Annotated in this window: 13 protein-coding genes; 2 read left to right on the top strand and 11 right to left on the bottom strand. The window is 71.9% G+C overall.

Annotation, left to right across the window (positions count from 1 at the left end; genetic code table 11):
• From cydC to K9U40_RS02360, 10 genes are all read right to left on the bottom strand, one after another.
• On the bottom strand, positions 1-2,181 hold the full coding sequence (cydC, locus tag K9U40_RS02405; RefSeq protein WP_282888649.1) for a thiol reductant ABC exporter subunit CydC: 2,181 nt from the start codon (positions 2,179-2,181) through the stop codon (positions 1-3).
• A gap of 200 nt (positions 2,182-2,381) precedes the next feature.
• Complete coding sequence (locus K9U40_RS02400) at positions 2,382-3,161, bottom strand: 4'-phosphopantetheinyl transferase family protein (RefSeq protein ID WP_282888648.1); 780 nt, start codon at positions 3,159-3,161, stop codon at positions 2,382-2,384.
• Between the two features lie 18 nt (positions 3,162-3,179).
• Positions 3,180-3,890 (bottom strand): thioesterase II family protein, encoded by a 711-nt coding sequence (locus K9U40_RS02395; RefSeq protein ID WP_282888647.1) that lies wholly within the window; start codon positions 3,888-3,890, stop codon positions 3,180-3,182.
• 198 nt (positions 3,891-4,088) lie between these two features.
• Positions 4,089-4,874, bottom strand: coding sequence for a hypothetical protein (locus K9U40_RS02390; RefSeq protein ID WP_282888646.1), 786 nt, complete (start codon positions 4,872-4,874; stop codon positions 4,089-4,091).
• A 378-nt stretch (positions 4,875-5,252) separates the two neighbouring features.
• A complete protein-coding gene (locus K9U40_RS02385) occupies positions 5,253-5,945 on the bottom strand; it encodes an SGNH/GDSL hydrolase family protein (protein ID WP_282888645.1) in 693 nt (230 codons plus the stop codon).
• 235 nt (positions 5,946-6,180) lie between these two features.
• Complete coding sequence (locus tag K9U40_RS02380; protein WP_282888644.1) at positions 6,181-8,196, bottom strand: MacB family efflux pump subunit; 2,016 nt, start codon at positions 8,194-8,196, stop codon at positions 6,181-6,183.
• Between the two features lie 3 nt (positions 8,197-8,199).
• Positions 8,200-9,465 (bottom strand): efflux RND transporter periplasmic adaptor subunit, encoded by a 1,266-nt coding sequence (locus K9U40_RS02375; protein WP_282888643.1) that lies wholly within the window; start codon positions 9,463-9,465, stop codon positions 8,200-8,202.
• A 10-nt stretch (positions 9,466-9,475) separates the two neighbouring features.
• A complete protein-coding gene (locus K9U40_RS02370) occupies positions 9,476-10,978 on the bottom strand; it encodes an efflux transporter outer membrane subunit (protein WP_282888642.1) in 1,503 nt (500 codons plus the stop codon).
• Positions 10,979-11,587: 609 nt separating this feature from the next.
• Complete coding sequence (locus K9U40_RS02365) at positions 11,588-12,598, bottom strand: LLM class flavin-dependent oxidoreductase (RefSeq protein WP_282888641.1); 1,011 nt, start codon at positions 12,596-12,598, stop codon at positions 11,588-11,590.
• Positions 12,599-12,767: 169 nt separating this feature from the next.
• Positions 12,768-13,781 (bottom strand): LysR family transcriptional regulator, encoded by a 1,014-nt coding sequence (locus tag K9U40_RS02360; protein ID WP_282888640.1) that lies wholly within the window; start codon positions 13,779-13,781, stop codon positions 12,768-12,770.
• Between K9U40_RS02360 and K9U40_RS02355 the strand changes: the two genes are divergently transcribed.
• Together K9U40_RS02355 and K9U40_RS02350 are read left to right on the top strand one after the other, a co-directional pair.
• Complete coding sequence (locus K9U40_RS02355) at positions 13,771-14,556, top strand: MBL fold metallo-hydrolase (protein ID WP_282888639.1); 786 nt, start codon at positions 13,771-13,773, stop codon at positions 14,554-14,556. The genes K9U40_RS02360 and K9U40_RS02355 overlap by 11 nt on opposite strands.
• A gap of 156 nt (positions 14,557-14,712) precedes the next feature.
• Entirely contained in the window at positions 14,713-15,405 is a 693-nt protein-coding gene (locus K9U40_RS02350) for a gamma-glutamylcyclotransferase (protein ID WP_282888638.1), read from the top strand.
• 12 nt (positions 15,406-15,417) lie between these two features.
• Here K9U40_RS02350 and K9U40_RS02345 read toward each other — a convergent pair whose 3' ends face one another.
• Entirely contained in the window at positions 15,418-16,353 is a 936-nt protein-coding gene (locus K9U40_RS02345; protein ID WP_282888637.1) for a 2-hydroxyacid dehydrogenase, read from the bottom strand.
• Between the last annotated feature and the right edge of the window lie 103 nt (positions 16,354-16,456).

The raw sequence follows: 16,456 nt of genomic DNA, 5'->3' as shown, positions 1-16,456 counted from the left end.
TTATATCAGATCAGGGTTATCCAGAGGCGGCCGCACCTCCTCCGGCGGCCCGCGCCGCCTGATGCGCCCCTCTTCCAGCACCACGATCTCATCCATCCGCGAAAGCCCGATCGGGCTGTGGGTGAGCAGCAGCAGCGCGCGGCCGCGGGCGGCATCCAATACCGCCGACATCACCTCATGGGCGGGTTTCGCATCCAGACCTTCAAGAGGTTCGTCGAGCATCAATATCGGCGCGTCCTTCATGAGCGTGCGCGCGAAAGCGAGGCGCCGCGCCTCTCCGCCGGACAGGCTGGCGCCGTGGGCACCGACGAAGGTGTCGAACTTCAACGGCTGCGCTTCGACAAAGCCCAGGATGCCCGCCGTGGCGCAGGCGGCGGCGCACCGCCCGGCCGGCGCATGGGGGTCCGCCACCCGCAGATTGTCGATCAGCGTGTCGGCGAACAGGTGGTCGTGCTGCTGGAGCACGGCGAGCCGCCGGCGCAGGGCGTCGGCCTCGATCCGCTCCACCGGGACGCCGCCATAGGTGATGACGCCCCGGTCCGGCGCGCGGAAGCGCAGGGCGAGGGCGACCAGGCTCGACTTGCCCGAGCCGCTCGAGCCCACCACCGCCACATGCCGGCCGGGCGCCAGCGTGAGGTCGATGTCCACCAGCGCCGGTCCCGCCGCGCCGGGATAGGTCAGGCCCACGCCGGCAAAAACCAGCGCCCCCTCGGCCGGGGCCGACGATGCTCCGGCCTCGTCCACCGGGGGAGCCCGGTCCACCAGGGCGAAGATGCGCCGGGCGCTGGCCAGCGTCGCCGGCAGGGCCTGCATGGCCAGCGGCAGGGGCGCCAGGGCATCGAACACGGCGAGGGCAGCCAGGGCCAGCATGGCCCAGTCGGACGCCCCCAGCGCGCCGCCGAGCACCGCCGGGGCGCCCATGAGCAGCACCCCGAGAAAGGCGACCTGCGCCACCAGCCCCACTCCGGAGGAGGCCGCGCCGGCAAGGCTGGCGAGGCGCTGCTCGTCGGCCAGCAAAGCGTCGCCCTGCGCCTCCAGCAGCAGGCGGTGGCGGCCTGAGGGATCGTAGATGGCGAGCTCGGCCGCGCCTTCCAGATGATCCACCAGCGCCGCCTCATAGGCCCCGGTCCCGGCGGCGAGGCGGCGCGAGGCGCCCGCGCCCAACCCATGCGCGAGCGCCGGCACCCCGGCCCCGGCGACGAGGGCCAGCCCGAGCAGCAGGAGCGCGATGGCGCCGTCATGGGCGGCCACGAACGCCGCCGCCACCGCGACCACCACAAGGGCCGCCAGCACCGGCGAGAGAATGCGCAGGAAGGCGAACTCCAGCCGGTCGATATCGGTGCGCAGGCGGGCGAGGAGATCGCCGGAGCGCTCCGCCTCCAGCGCCGCCGGGGCCAGCGGCACCAGCCGGGCGAAGAACCACGGCCGCAGCCGGGCGAGGAAGCGCAAAGTGGCGTCGTGGCCCACCAGCCTCTCGCCATGGCGCGCCGCCGTGCGGGCGAGGGCGAAGGCGCGGATGGCGGCGGAGGCGGTGAAGGGATTCATGGCCGCCCCGGCAGCGCCGGCCAGCGCCATGGCGGTGATGAACCAGCCCGAGGCGGCCATGAGCCCCACATGGGACAGACTCGCCGCCGCCGCCAGCAGCACGGCGAGCACCATCCAGCCCGCCAGGCCCGACACCCAGTCGAGGGGAAACACCGCCGCGAGGATGGCCAGCGGCAGCAGCACCGCCATGAGGGAAGCCGGCAGATAGCGCGTGTAATAGGGCTCCACCGCCCGGATGCCGGCGGAGAGCGCCGCCACCGTTTCCTCGGTGCGCAGGGCGGTGAGCCCGGCGGGGCCGAGGCGCGCCACATGGTCCAGCAGGTTCGACCGCAGCCGCGCCATCAAGGTGCACCTCCCCTTCTGAACCTGCATTTCTGAGGGCGCCGCCCACCCCACCGCCCGCAGCGCGACGGCGGCAAGGAAGGCGGCGATTTCGATGCCCGCCTCGGTCAGCGGCCGGTGGGCAAAGATCACCAGATCCACGAGGCGCGCCGCCAGCGCCGCCTGGGCGATGACGCACAGGCCGGCGACGAAGGCGAATCCATAGGCCAGGGACAGCTCGCGCCGCGCCGGAGCGCGCAGCTTGCCGAGGAAGGCGGACAGGCGCTTGTCGTCGCGCGCGATGGCTTCGCTCACGGCTGGTGGTCTCCCCCGCCCCGGTCGGCTCGCATGGCACGCCGCCGGGGCCGTGCCCAACGCGACAGGTTGGCGGACCGGGGCACATCCGCTTGATCGGCTGGCCGGTCTCCGGGACCCGCGATGGCGCGGCCGGGACCGGGCGCAGGCCATATGGTCCGGTCCATCCGGCCCGGCTCTGCTTCCGCCGGCGGCCGGCCTCAGGGCGCGGCGGAGCGCCAGCCGTCGGAAGTCAGCACAACAATATGGGGCGGGCGATCGCTCTCCACCGCATAGGCGAAGCCGGTGGGCGCCAGTTGCGTCCCGGCGGCCACCAGCAGGCGCCGCCCCCCGCGCGCGAAAACCGCCGGGGCGCCGGCCGGGAACAGCCTCACCGTGCGCGGATCGCCGGCGAGGCCCTCCCCCGTCGCCTTGAGCACCGCCTCCTTGCCGCACCACACGGCGAGGGCGGCGGCGGCGCGGGCCTCCTTCGGCGCGGCGCGCCAGGCGGCATGGTCGGCGGGATCGAACATGTCGCGGGCGATGTCCGTCCACACGTCGAGCGGGCGCGGGTCCTCCACGTCGACGCCGATGCGCCCGCCGCGCGCGAGGCCCACCGCCACCGCGTCGGCGCAATGGGCGAGGTTGAAGTCCAGGTCGCGATATTCCTCGCCCGCGCCGTCGAGCCGGGGCCGGCCGTTGAGGGCGCGCGTCACCGCCACCGCGGCCGGGGGACACCCCAGCACGGCGCCGAGCAGCAGGCGCGCGAGCCGCCAGGCGGCGCGGCGCGCGGCGCGGTCGTCCGCCTTCAGGAGGCGGGCGATGCGCGCCTCCTCCGCCTCGGGCAGGGCCAGGTCGAAGCCCGGCTGCAAGGCGAGATCCGCCACCCGCGCCAGCGCCACAAAGCTCTCCCCCGCGCCCAGCGGAGGGACGGGAAGGCCGGTGGTCTCCGAAAACGTTTTCAGAGCAGCGCGCGGCGAGGCTTTGAGGTGGATGTCCAAAGGCGTCGCCGATCCCGTTCAGACCACCGCGGCGCGGGCGGCCCGCCAGGCGGGGATGACCTTGGCCAGCAGGGCGAGCAGCCGCGCCTCCTGCTCGCGCACGAAGAAATGGCCGCCGGGCCACGTTTCCACCGCCAGCGGGCCGGTGATCAGCTCGGTCCAGGCGTGGAGGGTTTCGGGCGGGGTCGCCGCATCCTCGGTGCCGCCGAGGATGACCGCCGGCACCGGCAAGGCCGGACCCGGCTTGAAGGCGTAGGTGTCCACCATGCGGAAGTCGGCGCGCACCGCCGGCAGGGTCATGGCGAGCACGTCCGGCTGCGCCAGCACCTCCTTCGAGGTGCCGCCGATGGCCGCGAGTTCGGCCACCAGCTCGGCGTCGGTCATGGTGTGGCGGGCGCGGGGCGGGCCGTCGAGGTGCGGGGCGGCGCGGCCCGACAGCACCAGCCCGGCCACCCCCACCCCCTGCCGGGCGAGGGACCGCGCCACCTCGAAGGCCAGCAGCGCGCCCATGGAATGGCCGTAGAGCACCAGCGGCACGCTCCTCTGCGCCAGCGTGTCGGCGAGGTCGTCGGCCAGCGCCGCGATGTCGGTGGCGAACGGCGTGCCGTAGCGGGCGCCGCGCCCCGGCAGTTCCGGGCTGTCCACGGTGGCGATGCCGGAAAGGGTGACCTTCCAGGGTCGGAACAGCGCCGCCGAGGCGCCGGCATGGGGCAGGCAGACGAGGCGCATGGCTCAGCCCCTCCCGTCGCCGGAGATGCGGCGCATCACGGAACTGGCGTGTCGGATCATGTGCATGGCGTGCCCCTCGCCTTGAGATAAGCGTGAAAGGCGAGCCCGCTCAAGGGTCTTTGCTGCGTTGCGGCAGAATTTCCGCGCCGAAAGGGCAGCGTGCGTTACCTTGGTGCCGCCCTACCGTTTCCGGGGCGGTCAGGCCGGGCCGCGGACGGTGCGCACATTGGTGATCTGCAGTTCCTTCACCACCTGGTAGATCGGATCGGCCGAGGGCCGGATCAGCCCCTGGGAGGGCGCGCCCAGCTCCAGGATGATGAACACGCAGCCAGCGATGGCGGTGGCGCCGAGCAGCAGGAAGGCCATGACGGTGGCGTTCCTGGGCGCGAACAGTCCGAAGCTCGCGAACAGCAGCGACAGCCACGCCACCAGCATCACGAAGAACGGGCCGGGCATCACCATCCTGGACTTCTCCACCAGCGTCCAGCGGGCATCCACCATGTTCTCGATGAGGCTGATGGCGCGGGCCTGGATGTGCCGCTCGCGGTCGGTCTTCGGCTCGAGGCGCAGGACCTGGTCGTTGATGGCCTCGAGCTCGTGCAGGGTGGTCACGCCCACCTCGTCGGTGGGCGAGACGGGCTGGGACAGCTCGTCCGCCTTGTTGCGGGCATAGATGGCGAGGTCATCCCGGATTTCGGCGGTCTCGGCCCCGTAGCCGAGCAGCACGCGGTTGAGCTTGATGATGTCGGCGGCGAGCGCCTCGATGGCGGCGGTGCGCGCGCTGAAGGAGGTCGATGCGCTGTTCACCATCAGGCCCAGCACCAGGGCCGCCAGCGTGCCCACCACCGCCATGGACACGGACACGGCGGTGCCGGTCTCCCCGGTCAGGTGGTGCTCCGGCAGCTTGGGCGCCAGCCAGAGGCCGACGACAGCGCCCCCGCAGATGGCGAAGAGGGCGAGGAGGCTCGCCAGGATGGAACTCATGGGCTCGACTTCCTCACAGCGGTCCCGCGCGCGCCGGGGCAAGCCCGCACGAAGACGACGCATCACGCCAACGCGCGCCGCGCCCTGCTTTCAACCAGGGAGACTCGCGGCGAGCGGCGCCCTTATAGAGGACGCTGGAGCGCGATCCGAGCGAATTGAGTCGTGTCCCACCTTGAAACGAGGCGCGGTCTTGCTCCTTCTCCACCCGCACGCGGGAGAGGGAGCAAGACCGCGCCCGGTCGGAGCCGTCGGCTTTCAAACTGAGACCCACCGCGAATGGGACCGGTTTGCTCGGCGAATCGCCCTCTCATTTGAGATCGGCGCGCGTTCCGGACGCTGGGAAAGTGCGAAAGCGGAACGCCATCCGGGGGCGAAGCCTCACCCGGCGCAGCCGGCGGCGGCGAGGCGCTGGCGCCACTGCGCCACGCCTTCCCTGGTGAGATGGAGCCCGTCCACCGTCGCGACGGCGGCGGGCGCCGGCACCACGCTCGCCCCGGTCTCCTGCGCCAGCGTGCGGATGGTGGCGTTCTGCCGGGCGATGAAGTCGCGGTCGTGCAGGGGCACGTAGCCGGGATGGCCCGGATCCACCGGATTGACCTCCACCAGCACCAGCGAGCTCTTGGGGAAGAGGCCCAGCAGGGTGCGGTAGCGGGCGCGCCATTCGGCGATGTCCATGTGGCCGGGGCCGGTGTCGTTGATGCCGATGGCCACCACCACCCGCTTCGGTTCCATCAGCCGCAGCAGGACGGGCGCGCGCGCCAGCAGGTCGCCGATCCGGTCCCCCGGCACGGCGGCGTTGGTCACCTTCTCGCCGCACAGGCTCGCGGGCGCGGCCTGGTAGGTGATGCTGTCGCCGATGGCGAGCACCGGGCCGGCGGAGAACAGCGCCGAGCGATAGCCCTCCCAGGCGATGCGCGTGCGCATGGGCACACGATGCCACAGCACGGTGCCGACGGCGATGATCGCGCCGAGCGCCAGCACCGGCACCAGCAGGCGGCGCGCCCGCGCCCGGGCCCGCCCCGCGGCGGTCGCGGCGGGGGAGAGGGCGGTGTGGACCGAGGGTGGGTTCATGACGGTTGGCCTTTCAGGATTGCTTAGCAATGGTTGTGCCGCCCTGAAGCCCGTTCCCATCGGATGGCCCCCATCCGATGGGAACGGGCTCTGTCTTTCGTCCGCTCGTCTTTCGTTCATGCTCTGGAGCGCGATCCGAGCAAATTGATGCGATTTGCTCGGTGAATCGCCCTCTAAACTCAAGAAAGAGAACGCGATCCGATCAGCTTGCGACGCAGGCTGATCGGCACGTTCTCTAGTCCCGCGACAGCGCCGCCACCGGGTCGAGCCGCGCGGCGTTGCGGGCCGGCAGATAGCCGAAGGCCACCCCGATCAGGCTCGCGCACACCACGGCGGCGACGATGGAGGCCGCCGAATAGACCAGCTGGAAATTGGACCCGGTCAGCGCGAACACCGCGCCGAAGGCGAGCGCCAGCGCGATGCCGGCTATGCCGCCCACGAGGCAGACCAGCACCGCCTCGATGAGGAATTGCTGGAGGATGTCGGCCTGCCGCGCGCCCACCGCCATGCGCACGCCGATCTCGCCCACCCGCTCGGACACCGACACCAGCATGATGTTCATCACCCCGATGCCCCCCACCAGCAGCGAGATCACCGCGATGGCCGCGATCAGCGCCGTCATGGTCTGGGTGGTGGCGGTGATGGTCTTGCGGATGTCGTCGGTGTTGAGGATGAAGAAGTCCTTGGTGCCGTGGCGCTGGGTGAGGAAGCGCGTCACCTGCTGCTCGGCGAGGGCGACATCGGTGTCGTCGGCCACCCGCACGGTGATGGAGCGCAGCGACGTGCTGCCGAGGAAGCGGGCCTGCACCGTGGTGTAGGGCAGGTAGATGGAGAGGTTCTGGCTGCCGCCGAACCCGCCTTGCTGGGGCGCGGTGACGCCCACCACCCGACAGAACACCGTGCCCACCAGCATCACCTGGCCCAGCGGATCTGTGTCCTTGAACAGGGCCTTGCGGGTGTTCTCGTCGATCACCGCATCGAGGGCGAGGGCGCGCACGCTGCCGGCATCGAAGAAGCGGCCCTGGGCGAGCCTGGTGCCCCGGGCGGCGAAATAGCCCTCCCCCACCCCGTTCACCAGCGCGTTGGCCTCGATGGCGCCGAACCGCACCGTCTTCTGGGTCGAGACGGTGGGCGTCACCGCGGCCACGTAGTGCTGGCGCGCGAGCGCGTCGGCATCCGCCACCACCAGGGTGGTGATGCGGCCCGACCGGGTGTCCCCGAAGGTGCGGCCGGCGAAGATCTCCAGCGTGTTGGTGCCGAGGTTGGAGATGTTGGCCAGCACCCGCCGGCGCGAGCCCTCGCCCAGCGCCACCACGCACACCACCGAGGCGATGCCGATGATGATGCCGAGCATGGTCAGGAAGGTGCGCAGCCGGTGCGCGGCCATGGCGAGGAGCGCCATCAGGAACGCCTCCCTCAGGCGTCCGGCGAAGGCCTGCGCGCGGGCGGCGCGGGACGGTGACGCCTGGACCGGCCCCCGCGCCGGCCCAGGCGTCCGCCCTTCCGCCGGCCCGGGCGGGGAGCGCCCGGGGCGACTGGAACTGCCCGTTGCCGACCGGGGACGGTCGGCGACGATCTCGCCGTCGCGAATCTCGATGATGCGCTCCGCCCGCTCGGCCACGCTCATGTCGTGGGTCACGATGACGATGGTGCGGCCCTCGGCATGGAGCTCGTCGAGGATGCGCAGCACCTCGGCGCCGCTCCGGCTGTCCAGCGCCCCGGTGGGCTCGTCGGCGAGGATCACCTGCGCGCCGTTCATCAGGGCGCGGGCGATGGAGACCCGCTGCTGCTGGCCGCCCGAGAGCTGGCCCGGCCGGTGGGCGGTGCGGTCCGCCATGCCGAGCCGCGCCAGAAGGCCCTCGGCCCGCATCCGCCGCGCCTCGGCCTCGGCGCCGGCATAGATGGCGGGGATCTCCACATTGCCCAGCGCCGTGAGCTCCGAGAGCAGGTGGTAGCGCTGGAAGATGAAGCCGAAATGCTCCCGGCGCAGCGCGGCGAGGGCGTCGGGGTCGAGGTCCGAGGTCTCGGTGCCGGCGATGCGGTAGCTGCCGGCGGTGGGCCGGTCGAGGCAGCCGAGGATGTTCATGAGGGTGGACTTGCCGGAGCCCGAGGCGCCGACGATGGCCACCATCTCGCCCTCGGCGATGGTGAGGTTTATGTCCTTCAGCACCGTGATGGCGCCCTCGCCGGCCGGATAGGCGCGGCTGAGGCCGGACAGCTCGATGAGGGGCCGGGGGCTCGCGCGCGTCATCGGCTAGAGCCCCCCCATGGGCGGGCCGGGCATGCGCGAGGTGGTGGCGGCGCCCTGCACCCTCTCGCCCGTCACCACGCGCTCACCGTCCTTGAGTCCGGAGCGGATCTCGGCGGTGATCTTGTCGTTGAGGCCCACTTCCACCCGGCGGCGCGCCAGCGTCCCGTCGGCCCCCATCACGCGCACGCTGTCGCTGCTTCCATCCCGCTCCAGCGCCGTGGACGGCACGGTGAGCACGCCCTTCGCCTCGCCGAGGACGATGTGCACCTCCGCCGTCATGTAGGTGCGCAGCCGCCCATCCGGGTTCGGCACGTTGAACACGCCGATATAATAGATGGCCGAGGACGACGACGAGGTCGACGACGACGAGGAGGACGACGAGGTCGTGGTCGAGAAGCTGCTGTCGCTCTTGATGGATTCCGGCGCCGGCTCGATGAAGTCGAGCCGGCCCTCGTAGCGGCGCTCCGGCGCGCCGAGGATGGTGAACCACAGCGGCATGCCGGGCGCCACCTTCACGATGTCGGCTTCCGAGATTTCCGCCCGCACCGTCATCACCTCGAGGGCGCCGAGGATGACGATGGTGGGCGCCGACTGGGTGGCGTTCACCGTCTGGCCCTCCTGGGCCACGAGGGCGAGCACGGTGCCGTCCACGGGGGCGGTGATGCGGGTGTAGCCGAGATTGGCGCGGGCGGTCTCCACCGCGATGGCGGCCTCCACGATCTGCGCCTCCAGCGCCGCGAGCTGCGCGGCCGTCACCTTCACCTCCGCCTCAGCGGTCTCGAAGTCGGCCTGCGACACCGCCTTCTGCGCCACCATGGTGCGCTGGCGGGCCAGCGTCCGCTCGTTGAGCGCGAGGGTCGCCTCCTTCTCCGCCTTCTGGGCCCGGACATTGGCGAGGGCGGCCTCGGCGGTGCGCAGGGAGTTCTCCTGGGTGACGGAATCGATCAAGGCCACGAGATCGCCCGCCTTCACCTTCTGCCCCAGCCGCACCTTGACCGAGGTGATGCGGCCGGACGCCTGCGCGCCCACGGCCACCAGCCTCGAAGGCTTCAGCGTGCCGCTGGCGAGCACGGTCTCCGCCACGTCGCCGCGGGTGACGGGGGCGGTCATCAGGCCGCTGCCGGGGGCCGGCGCGCTGTAGACCGCATAAGCATAGGCCGCACCGGCGACGAGCGCCGCGAGCGCGCCCCAGCGCCACAGAAGGCGCCGCCGGGGCGCGGCGCGGTGGGTGGCGGCGGCGGGCGCCTCGAAGGGGGGAAGGGCGTTCATGTCCGTCCCCTCACTGGATCGCCGGCGCCGGCAGGCGCGCGAAATGGGGGCCGGTGTTCTGGTCCACCACCGCCGGGGTCGCGGTGTCCACCGCCCCGTCCCAGCCGCCGCCCAGCGCCTTGTTGAGGGCCACGTAATTGGTCGCCGTGGCGACCCGGCTCTCGATCAGCGCGGTCTCGGCCGCATAGAGGGAGCGCTCGGCGGTGAGCACGTCGAGGAAGCTCGACGACCCGCCCGCATAGAGCGCGCGGGAGAGCCGCGCCGCCTCGCGGTAGGCGGCGGCGGAGGCGGCGAGCCGTCCCGCCTTCAGGCGCTGCTTGGCGAGGGAGACCGCGGCATTCTCCACGTCCTCCAGCGCGGTGAGCACCGCGGCGCGATAGGCGAGGAAGGACTGGTCGCGCTCCGCCTCGGCGAGCTCCACCGCCGCCTTCAGCTGCCCGCCGGTGAAGATGGGCACCGTCAACGTCGGCCCGAACGACCAGCTGATGGAGGAGCCGCGCGCCAGGTCCCCCACCTGCGTGCCGGTGGTGTTCAGCTGGCCGGCGAGGCTGATGGAGGGATAGCGATTGGCCTCCGCCTGCCCCACCAGGGCGGTGGACTGGCCGAGCCGGCGCTCGGCGGCGCGCACGTCCGGACGGCTGGTGAGCACCTGGGCGGGAATGCCCTTCGGCACCGGCAGGCGCGGCGCCGGCACCGCCCGCACCCGCGCCATGCGCTGCACCAGCGCCGCCGGCTCCCGCCCGGTGAGCACGGACAGGCGATGGATGCTCTGGGCATAGGCGGCTTCCAGCTCCGGAATGTCCGCCTCGGTCGAGGCCGCCTGCCCGGCGGCGTTGGCGGCGTCCACGGCGGAGGCGCCGCCGGCATCCAGCTTGCGCTTGGTCAGCGCGGCGGTCTCGCGCTGGGCGCTCGCGGTGCGCCGGGCCAGCGCGATGCGCGCCTGATAACCCCGGGCGTCGATATAGTTGGTGGCCACGTCGCCCACGAGGGTGACGAGCGCGGCGTCGAGATCGTCCACGGCGGCATCCGAGCCGTAGGCGGCGGCCTCCACCCCGCGCCGGTTGGCGCCGAACAGGTCGATCTCCCAGCTGGCGTCCAGCCCGGCCTGATACTCGCCATAGGTGCTGGAGACGGTGACGTCGCCGCCCGCGCTCACATTGCCGCCATTGTCGCCACGGGTGGCGGAGGCGTTGCCGGTGACTTGCGGGAACAGGGCGCCCACCTGCTGGCGATAGGTGGCGCGGGCCGCGCGCACCTTGGCCTTGGCGGTCGCCACGTCGAGATTGCCGGCCACCGCCTCCTCCATCATGCCGTCGAGCACGCTGTCGCCCAGCCGCCGCCACCAGCGCTGCAGCTGCGGCGCGGCCTCGGCCACCGCGCCGCGCCCGCTGCCCCAGTGCTCGGGGACGGCGATGAGCGGCGTCTCGTAATCGGGTCCCACCGCGCAGCCCGACAGGACCAACGCGCCGAGCAGCCCGGCCATGGCCAGCGTCCCGCCCCGCCTCACCGGCATGCGCGCGCCTCCCGGCGCGCGGCGTCGTGGATGCGCCGCCCGGTGACGGTGGGGAGGAAGCAGGCAGACCAGAACATGGCGGCCATTGTCACTGCCGAGGTGACCGCAATAGGACCCCGGCGCGTCGTTTGTTTTCCCGCCCGTATCCGAATGTTTCCGGGCCGGCGGGGGAACGGGATGCGAAATCTGCACGCTGAAATCCTGCCTGCGGGCCTGAACGAACGGCCCGCCCGATGGTTTGGGCCAGGGACGGGACGGCGCCCGCCGGCGCGCCGGCGACCACGGGGTGCCGGCCCCCGATCCGAAGAGACGGACATGGCGATCATCCGCACCGGCTCGCCCGGTGGAGCGGCGGCATCGAGGACGGCAAGGGCGCCCCCGAACCGCGACGGGTCAGCCTCCGGATGCTTCGCCCATGTTCACAAGCCCCCCGGACCCGACCCGCCCAGGTTGATCAACCCAAGGGGACCGGCTTCCAGAGTAATTCATGGCTACACCGGAACAAAGACCTATGCCAATCCGCCCCGTTGACGCATGTTGTTGGCGCCACGGTGGACATACTTCTTTTCTAAACATTCTAAACTGCGTATCGCGCCAGATACGGCCCCTTCACGCGGCCGACTTTTCCCAGTCGGCGGCGTGGGGCACGGCGTCCGCGATCATGCGATAAGAGGCGAGGCGCTTCTCGTGGTCGAACACGTCGGAGACGATCATCACCTCGTCCACCCCCGTCTCGGCCACGAACGCCTCGATGCCGGCGCGCACCCGCTCCGGGCCGCCCACCACCGAGCGGGCGAGGAAGCGGGCGGCCTGCGCCTTCTCCATGGGGCTCCAGTAGGTCTCGATGTCGTCGATGGGCGGCTGGCTGAGGCCGCGGGCGCCGCGGAAGATGTCCGCCACCGACATCTGCTGGGTGGTGGCGAGCCGGCGAGCCTCCTCGTCGGTCTGGGCGGCGACCACGTTGAGGCCAGCCATGGCATAGGGCCGCGCGAGCTGCGCCGAGGGCTGGAAGCGGGCGCGATACAGATCCAGCGCCGGGATCAGGTCCGCCGGCGCGAAATGGGAAGCGAACGCATAGGGCAGGCCCAGCGCTGCCGCCAGCTGCGCGCCATAGGTGCTGGACCCGAGAATCCACAGGGGCACATTGGTGCCGGTGGCGGGCACGGCGAACAGGGACTGGCCCGGCTCGGCCGCGCCGAGATAGGCCTGAAGCTCGATCACGTCATTAGGGAAGTGGTCGGAATTGGTCAGCGAGCGGCGCAGCGCCCGCATGGTGTTCTGGTCGGTGCCCGGCGCGCGGCCGAGGCCGAGGTCAATGCGGCCGGGGAACAGGTGGGCCAGCGTGCCGAACTGCTCGGCGATGATCATGGGCGCATGGTTGGGCAGCATGATGCCCCCCGCCCCCACCCTGATGTGCCGGGAGCCCGCGGCCACATGGGCGATGACCACGGAGGTGGCGGCGCTGGCGATGCCCTGCATGTTGTGATGCTCGGCCACCCAGAAGCGGCGATAGCCCCACTCTTCCGCGTGGGCCGCCAGATCGCGGGCATTGTCGAGGGCCTCGCGGGGGCCGGACCCCTGCCGCACCCGCACCAGATCGAGAATGGAAAGCTGCACCATGTGACCCTGCCTTCAACCGCGCCGGAGCCAGCTCGGGCTCCGGAGTTCAGGAAAGAGAACGCGTCGTCCGGTCCGCTTGCGGCGCAGGCAGGCCGGCGCGTGCTCCTGTCGGATCGCCCCGCCCCTCAGATAGGGAGGCGGGCGCGGCGGTAAAAGGCGGGGGCGGGCCTCAATCGTCGGGGCCGGAAAACAACGCGGCCTCCGCGTGAAACAGCGCGGCGAGGAAATCGCGCACCGTGCGCACCGCCCTGTCGTCCGCGCTCAGGGGATTGGAGACGAGGAAGAGGTCCCGCGCCGGCGCGACCGCGCCCAGCTTCACCGGCACCAGCGCCCCGTCGGCCGCGCCGATGAAATGCGGCAGCAGGGCGATGCCGAGCCCCGCGCGCGCCGCCAGCGCCTGCGTCGCCTGGGTGTTGGCGCGCAGGGCGAGCCTCGCACGCGGGAACTGGCGGGCGAGGAAGCCGGCCTGGGGCAGGTGGGCATTGGCCTCGTCGAAGCCGACAAAGACGGGCGCCGCCCCGGCCGCGAGGCGCTGCGCCCAGGCCGGCGCGGCGTAATAGCCGAAGGCCACGCGCGCCATCCGCCGGGCGATCACGTCGCCATCGCCGGGCGAGCCCAGCCGCAGCGCGATGTCGGTCTCGTGGCGGGCGAGGCTCACCACGCGGCGGTCGGCGGCGATCTCGATGTCGATGGCGGGATGCGTTTCGGCCAGCGCCGCAAGGCGCGGCACCAGGAAGAGGTCGGCGAGGCTCGGCACCGCGCTGATGCGCACCAGCCCGCCCACCGGCTGCTCCGCCGCCGCGCCGGCGAGGCGGCGGGCCGCCTTCTCCATGGCATCGGCCGCTTCCAGCGCGCGGGCGCCGGCCGGGGTGAGGGCATAGCCGTCCGGCCGGCGCTCGAACAGCTTCTCCCCCAGCGCCTGTTCCATGGCGGCGACGCGCCGGGCCACGGTGGCGTGGTTGACGCCCAGCGCCCGCGCCGTGGCGGACAGGCTGCCGTGCCGCGCCAGCGCCGCGAAGAAGCGGGCGTCCTCCCAGTCGAACCCTGTGCGGAAATGATCGGCCATTGCGCAACAATAGCGGATTTTCGCGCAGACCGCGGGAGTCCATTGTCGCCGCGCGAAACAGGAGGCCCCCATGAACAGCACGATGAACAGCACGATGGACAGCACGATGGACAGCACGTCCGCCGACCTTTCCCTCACTTTGATCGGCGGCCCCACCGTGCTGATCGAGACCGGCGGCCTGCGCCTTATCACCGATCCCACCTTCGACCCGCCCCGGCTCTACCAGACCGCGCCGGTGCACTTCGAGAAGACCATCGGCCCCGCCCTCGATGCGGAGGCGGTGCTGCCGCTGGATGCGGTGCTGCTCAGCCACGACCAGCACCTCGACAATCTCGACCATGCCGGCCGCGCGCTGCTGCCGAAGGCGGGGGCCGTCTTCACCACGCAGGCCGGCGCCACGCGGCTCGGCGGCGAAACCATCGCGGGACTTGCCCCGTTCGAGACGGCCATCCTCGACGTGCCCGGCAAGGGCCGGCTGTTCGTCACCGCCGCCCCCGCCCGCCACGGCCCGCCGGGGATCGAGCCCATTTCCGGCGACGTGGTGGGCTTCCTCCTCGGCCGAGACGCGCCGGGGGACCTGCTCTACGTCACCGGCGACACGGTGTTCTATGACGGCGTGGCCGAGGTGGCGCGGCGGTTCTCGCCCAGGGTCGTCATCGTCTTCGCCGGCTCGGCGGAGCCGCGCGGCCGCTTCCACATGACCATGGACGCCAACGACGCGCTGGAAACCGCCGGCGCCTTTCCCGGCGCCACCCTGGTTGCCGCCCATACCGACGGCTGGGTGCATTTCAAGGAGAGCGCGGCGGACCTCGCCGCAGCCTTCGCCACCCTCGGCATCGCCCACCGCCTCGCGAGGCTGGAGCCGGGCCGCCCGAAAGTGTTCCCGGCCTGAACATCTGACCGGATCGCGCGTTCTCCATCTTCAGGCGAGGGGGCAATTCACCGGTCAGATTGACGCAATCTGACCGGATCGCACCCTGGACGCCCCACCGAAGCCAGACCCTGGCCATTCCATTGGCGCAGTTCCTGCTTATATGGCTTCGACGCCATGAAGATTCAGCATCTCACCCGCGAACTGATCGAATCCGGGGGCATCGACGCCATCGCGGCACGGGACGCCCCCGCCTTGCGCGTGCTCACCGACGCGGAGCGCGCCGCCTCGCTGCGCGCCACCCTGGACGCGCGCCCGGACGGGGACGCCTGGCTGTTCGCCTACGGCTCCCTGATCTGGAACCCCACGGTCCATGCGCTGGAGTGCCGGACCGGCCGCATCGAGGGCTGGCATCGCGCCTTCTGCCTCACCACCCTAATCGGGCGCGGCACGCCGGACAATCCGGGCCTGACCCTCGGCCTCGACGAGGGCGGCGCCTGCGCCGGGGTCGCCCTGCGCATCGACGAGGACATCCTGGAGCGCGAGCTCGCCATCCTGTGGCGGCGGGAGATGCTGTCGGGTGCCTATGTTCCGCGCTGGCTGGACGTTTTCGATGCAGATGGCGTGCGCTTCGGCAGCGCCATCTCCTTCACCATCAACCGGGCCAATTGCCAATATGCCGGCGGGCTGCCCCGCGCCGAGATCGTCCGCCGGCTCGCCAGCGCCTCAGGCGCCATCGGCTCGGCCGCGGAGTATCTGTTCCAGACCTGCGCCGGGCTCAGGGCCCACGGCATCCCCGACCCGGCGCTGGAGGCGCTGGCGGATGAGGTGGCCGCGGCCCGCGACGAGCGGATGGCGCGGGAGGGCTGACGCCCTCCGGCCTCACACCAGGGCGGTGGGCAAGGGCTCGCCGGAAAAATGCGCCACCAGATTGGCCAGCACCAGGTCGGCCATGGCCTGCCGGGTCTCAGTCGTCGCGCTCGCCATGTGGGGCGTGAGCACCACGTTAGGGAGGCCGAAGAAACCGTCGGGCACCCGCGGCTCGTCGGCAAACACGTCGAGGGCGGCGCCGCCGATGCGGCCTTCCTTCAGCGCCGCGAGCAGCGCCGCTTCATCCACCAGCGAGCCGCGCGCCACATTGACGATGACGCCCCCGGGCCCGATGGCGTCGATCACCGAACGGTCGATGACATTGCGGGTCTCTGCGGAAGCCGCCGCCGCCACCACGAACACGTCGCTGCGCGCCGCCAGCGCCTGGGGCGTCGCCTCGAACTCATAGGGCACGTCGAGCCTGGCGCGATCGCTGTAGGCGATCTGCGCGTCGAAGCCTTCCAGCCGGCGCGCGATGGCCCGCCCGATGCGGCCCAGCCCGAAGATGCCGAAGCGCCGCCGCGAGACCTTGGCGCCCAGCGCCAGATCCCCGCCCAGCCACTGGCCGGCGCGCACATAGGCATCGCCCTTCACGATCTGCCGCAGCAGCGCGATGGTGAGGCCGATGGCGAGATCCGCCACGTCCTCGGTGAGTACGTCCGGCGTGTTGGCGACGCGGATGCCCCGGCGCTTGGCCTCATTGAGGTCCACCTTGTCGAAGCCCACGCCGTTGATGGCGACGATCTCCAGCGCCGGCAGCTTCGCGCCGAGGTCCGGCGGCAGGCCGAGATGGCCGCCGGTGACGAAGCCGCGAACGGCAACCGCATGACGGGCGAGGAAGCCCTCGGGGTCCTTGTCCTCGAAGAAGCGGTGCACGGTGAAGCGCTCGGCCAGCGCCGCCTCAAGGCCCGGCATCAGCGGGCAATACTGGATGATCTGAGGTTTCATGCTGTGTCCTCGATGGGATGGGGCCGGGAGGTGCTCCGGCTTGAAAGACTGCTGCCGCGACCCGGCGCAAAGGGAACCCTCTCCCGCTTGCGAGGGAGGGCAG

The sequence above is a fragment of the Xanthobacter autotrophicus genome (assembly GCF_030015065.1).
GTDB classification, from domain to species: Bacteria; Pseudomonadota; Alphaproteobacteria; order Rhizobiales; family Xanthobacteraceae; genus Xanthobacter; species Xanthobacter autotrophicus_D.
The sequence above is the reverse complement of the archived record's forward strand: the minus strand, read 5'-3'. Positions and strand labels throughout refer to the sequence as shown.

Bases quoted from the DNA above. Each gene is read 5' to 3' on its own strand.
- K9U40_RS02395 (WP_282888647.1), bottom strand. From the start codon at position 3,890: ATGCGCCTCGTCTGCCTGCCCCATGCCGGCGCCTCGGCGGCGCTGTTC.
- K9U40_RS02390 (WP_282888646.1), bottom strand. From the start codon at position 4,874: ATGAGTTCCATCCTGGCGAGCCTCCTCGCCCTCTTCGCCATCTGCGGG.
- K9U40_RS02385 (WP_282888645.1), bottom strand. From the start codon at position 5,945: ATGAACCCACCCTCGGTCCACACCGCCCTCTCCCCCGCCGCGACCGCC.
- K9U40_RS02380 (WP_282888644.1), bottom strand. From the start codon at position 8,196: ATGACGCGCGCGAGCCCCCGGCCCCTCATCGAGCTGTCCGGCCTCAGC.
- K9U40_RS02375 (WP_282888643.1), bottom strand. From the start codon at position 9,465: ATGAACGCCCTTCCCCCCTTCGAGGCGCCCGCCGCCGCCACCCACCGC.
- K9U40_RS02370 (WP_282888642.1), bottom strand. From the start codon at position 10,978: ATGCCGGTGAGGCGGGGCGGGACGCTGGCCATGGCCGGGCTGCTCGGC.
- K9U40_RS02365 (WP_282888641.1), bottom strand. From the start codon at position 12,598: ATGGTGCAGCTTTCCATTCTCGATCTGGTGCGGGTGCGGCAGGGGTCC.
- K9U40_RS02355 (WP_282888639.1), top strand. From the start codon at position 13,771: ATGGACAGCACGTCCGCCGACCTTTCCCTCACTTTGATCGGCGGCCCC.
- K9U40_RS02350 (WP_282888638.1), top strand. From the start codon at position 14,713: ATGAAGATTCAGCATCTCACCCGCGAACTGATCGAATCCGGGGGCATC.
- K9U40_RS02345 (WP_282888637.1), bottom strand. From the start codon at position 16,353: ATGAAACCTCAGATCATCCAGTATTGCCCGCTGATGCCGGGCCTTGAG.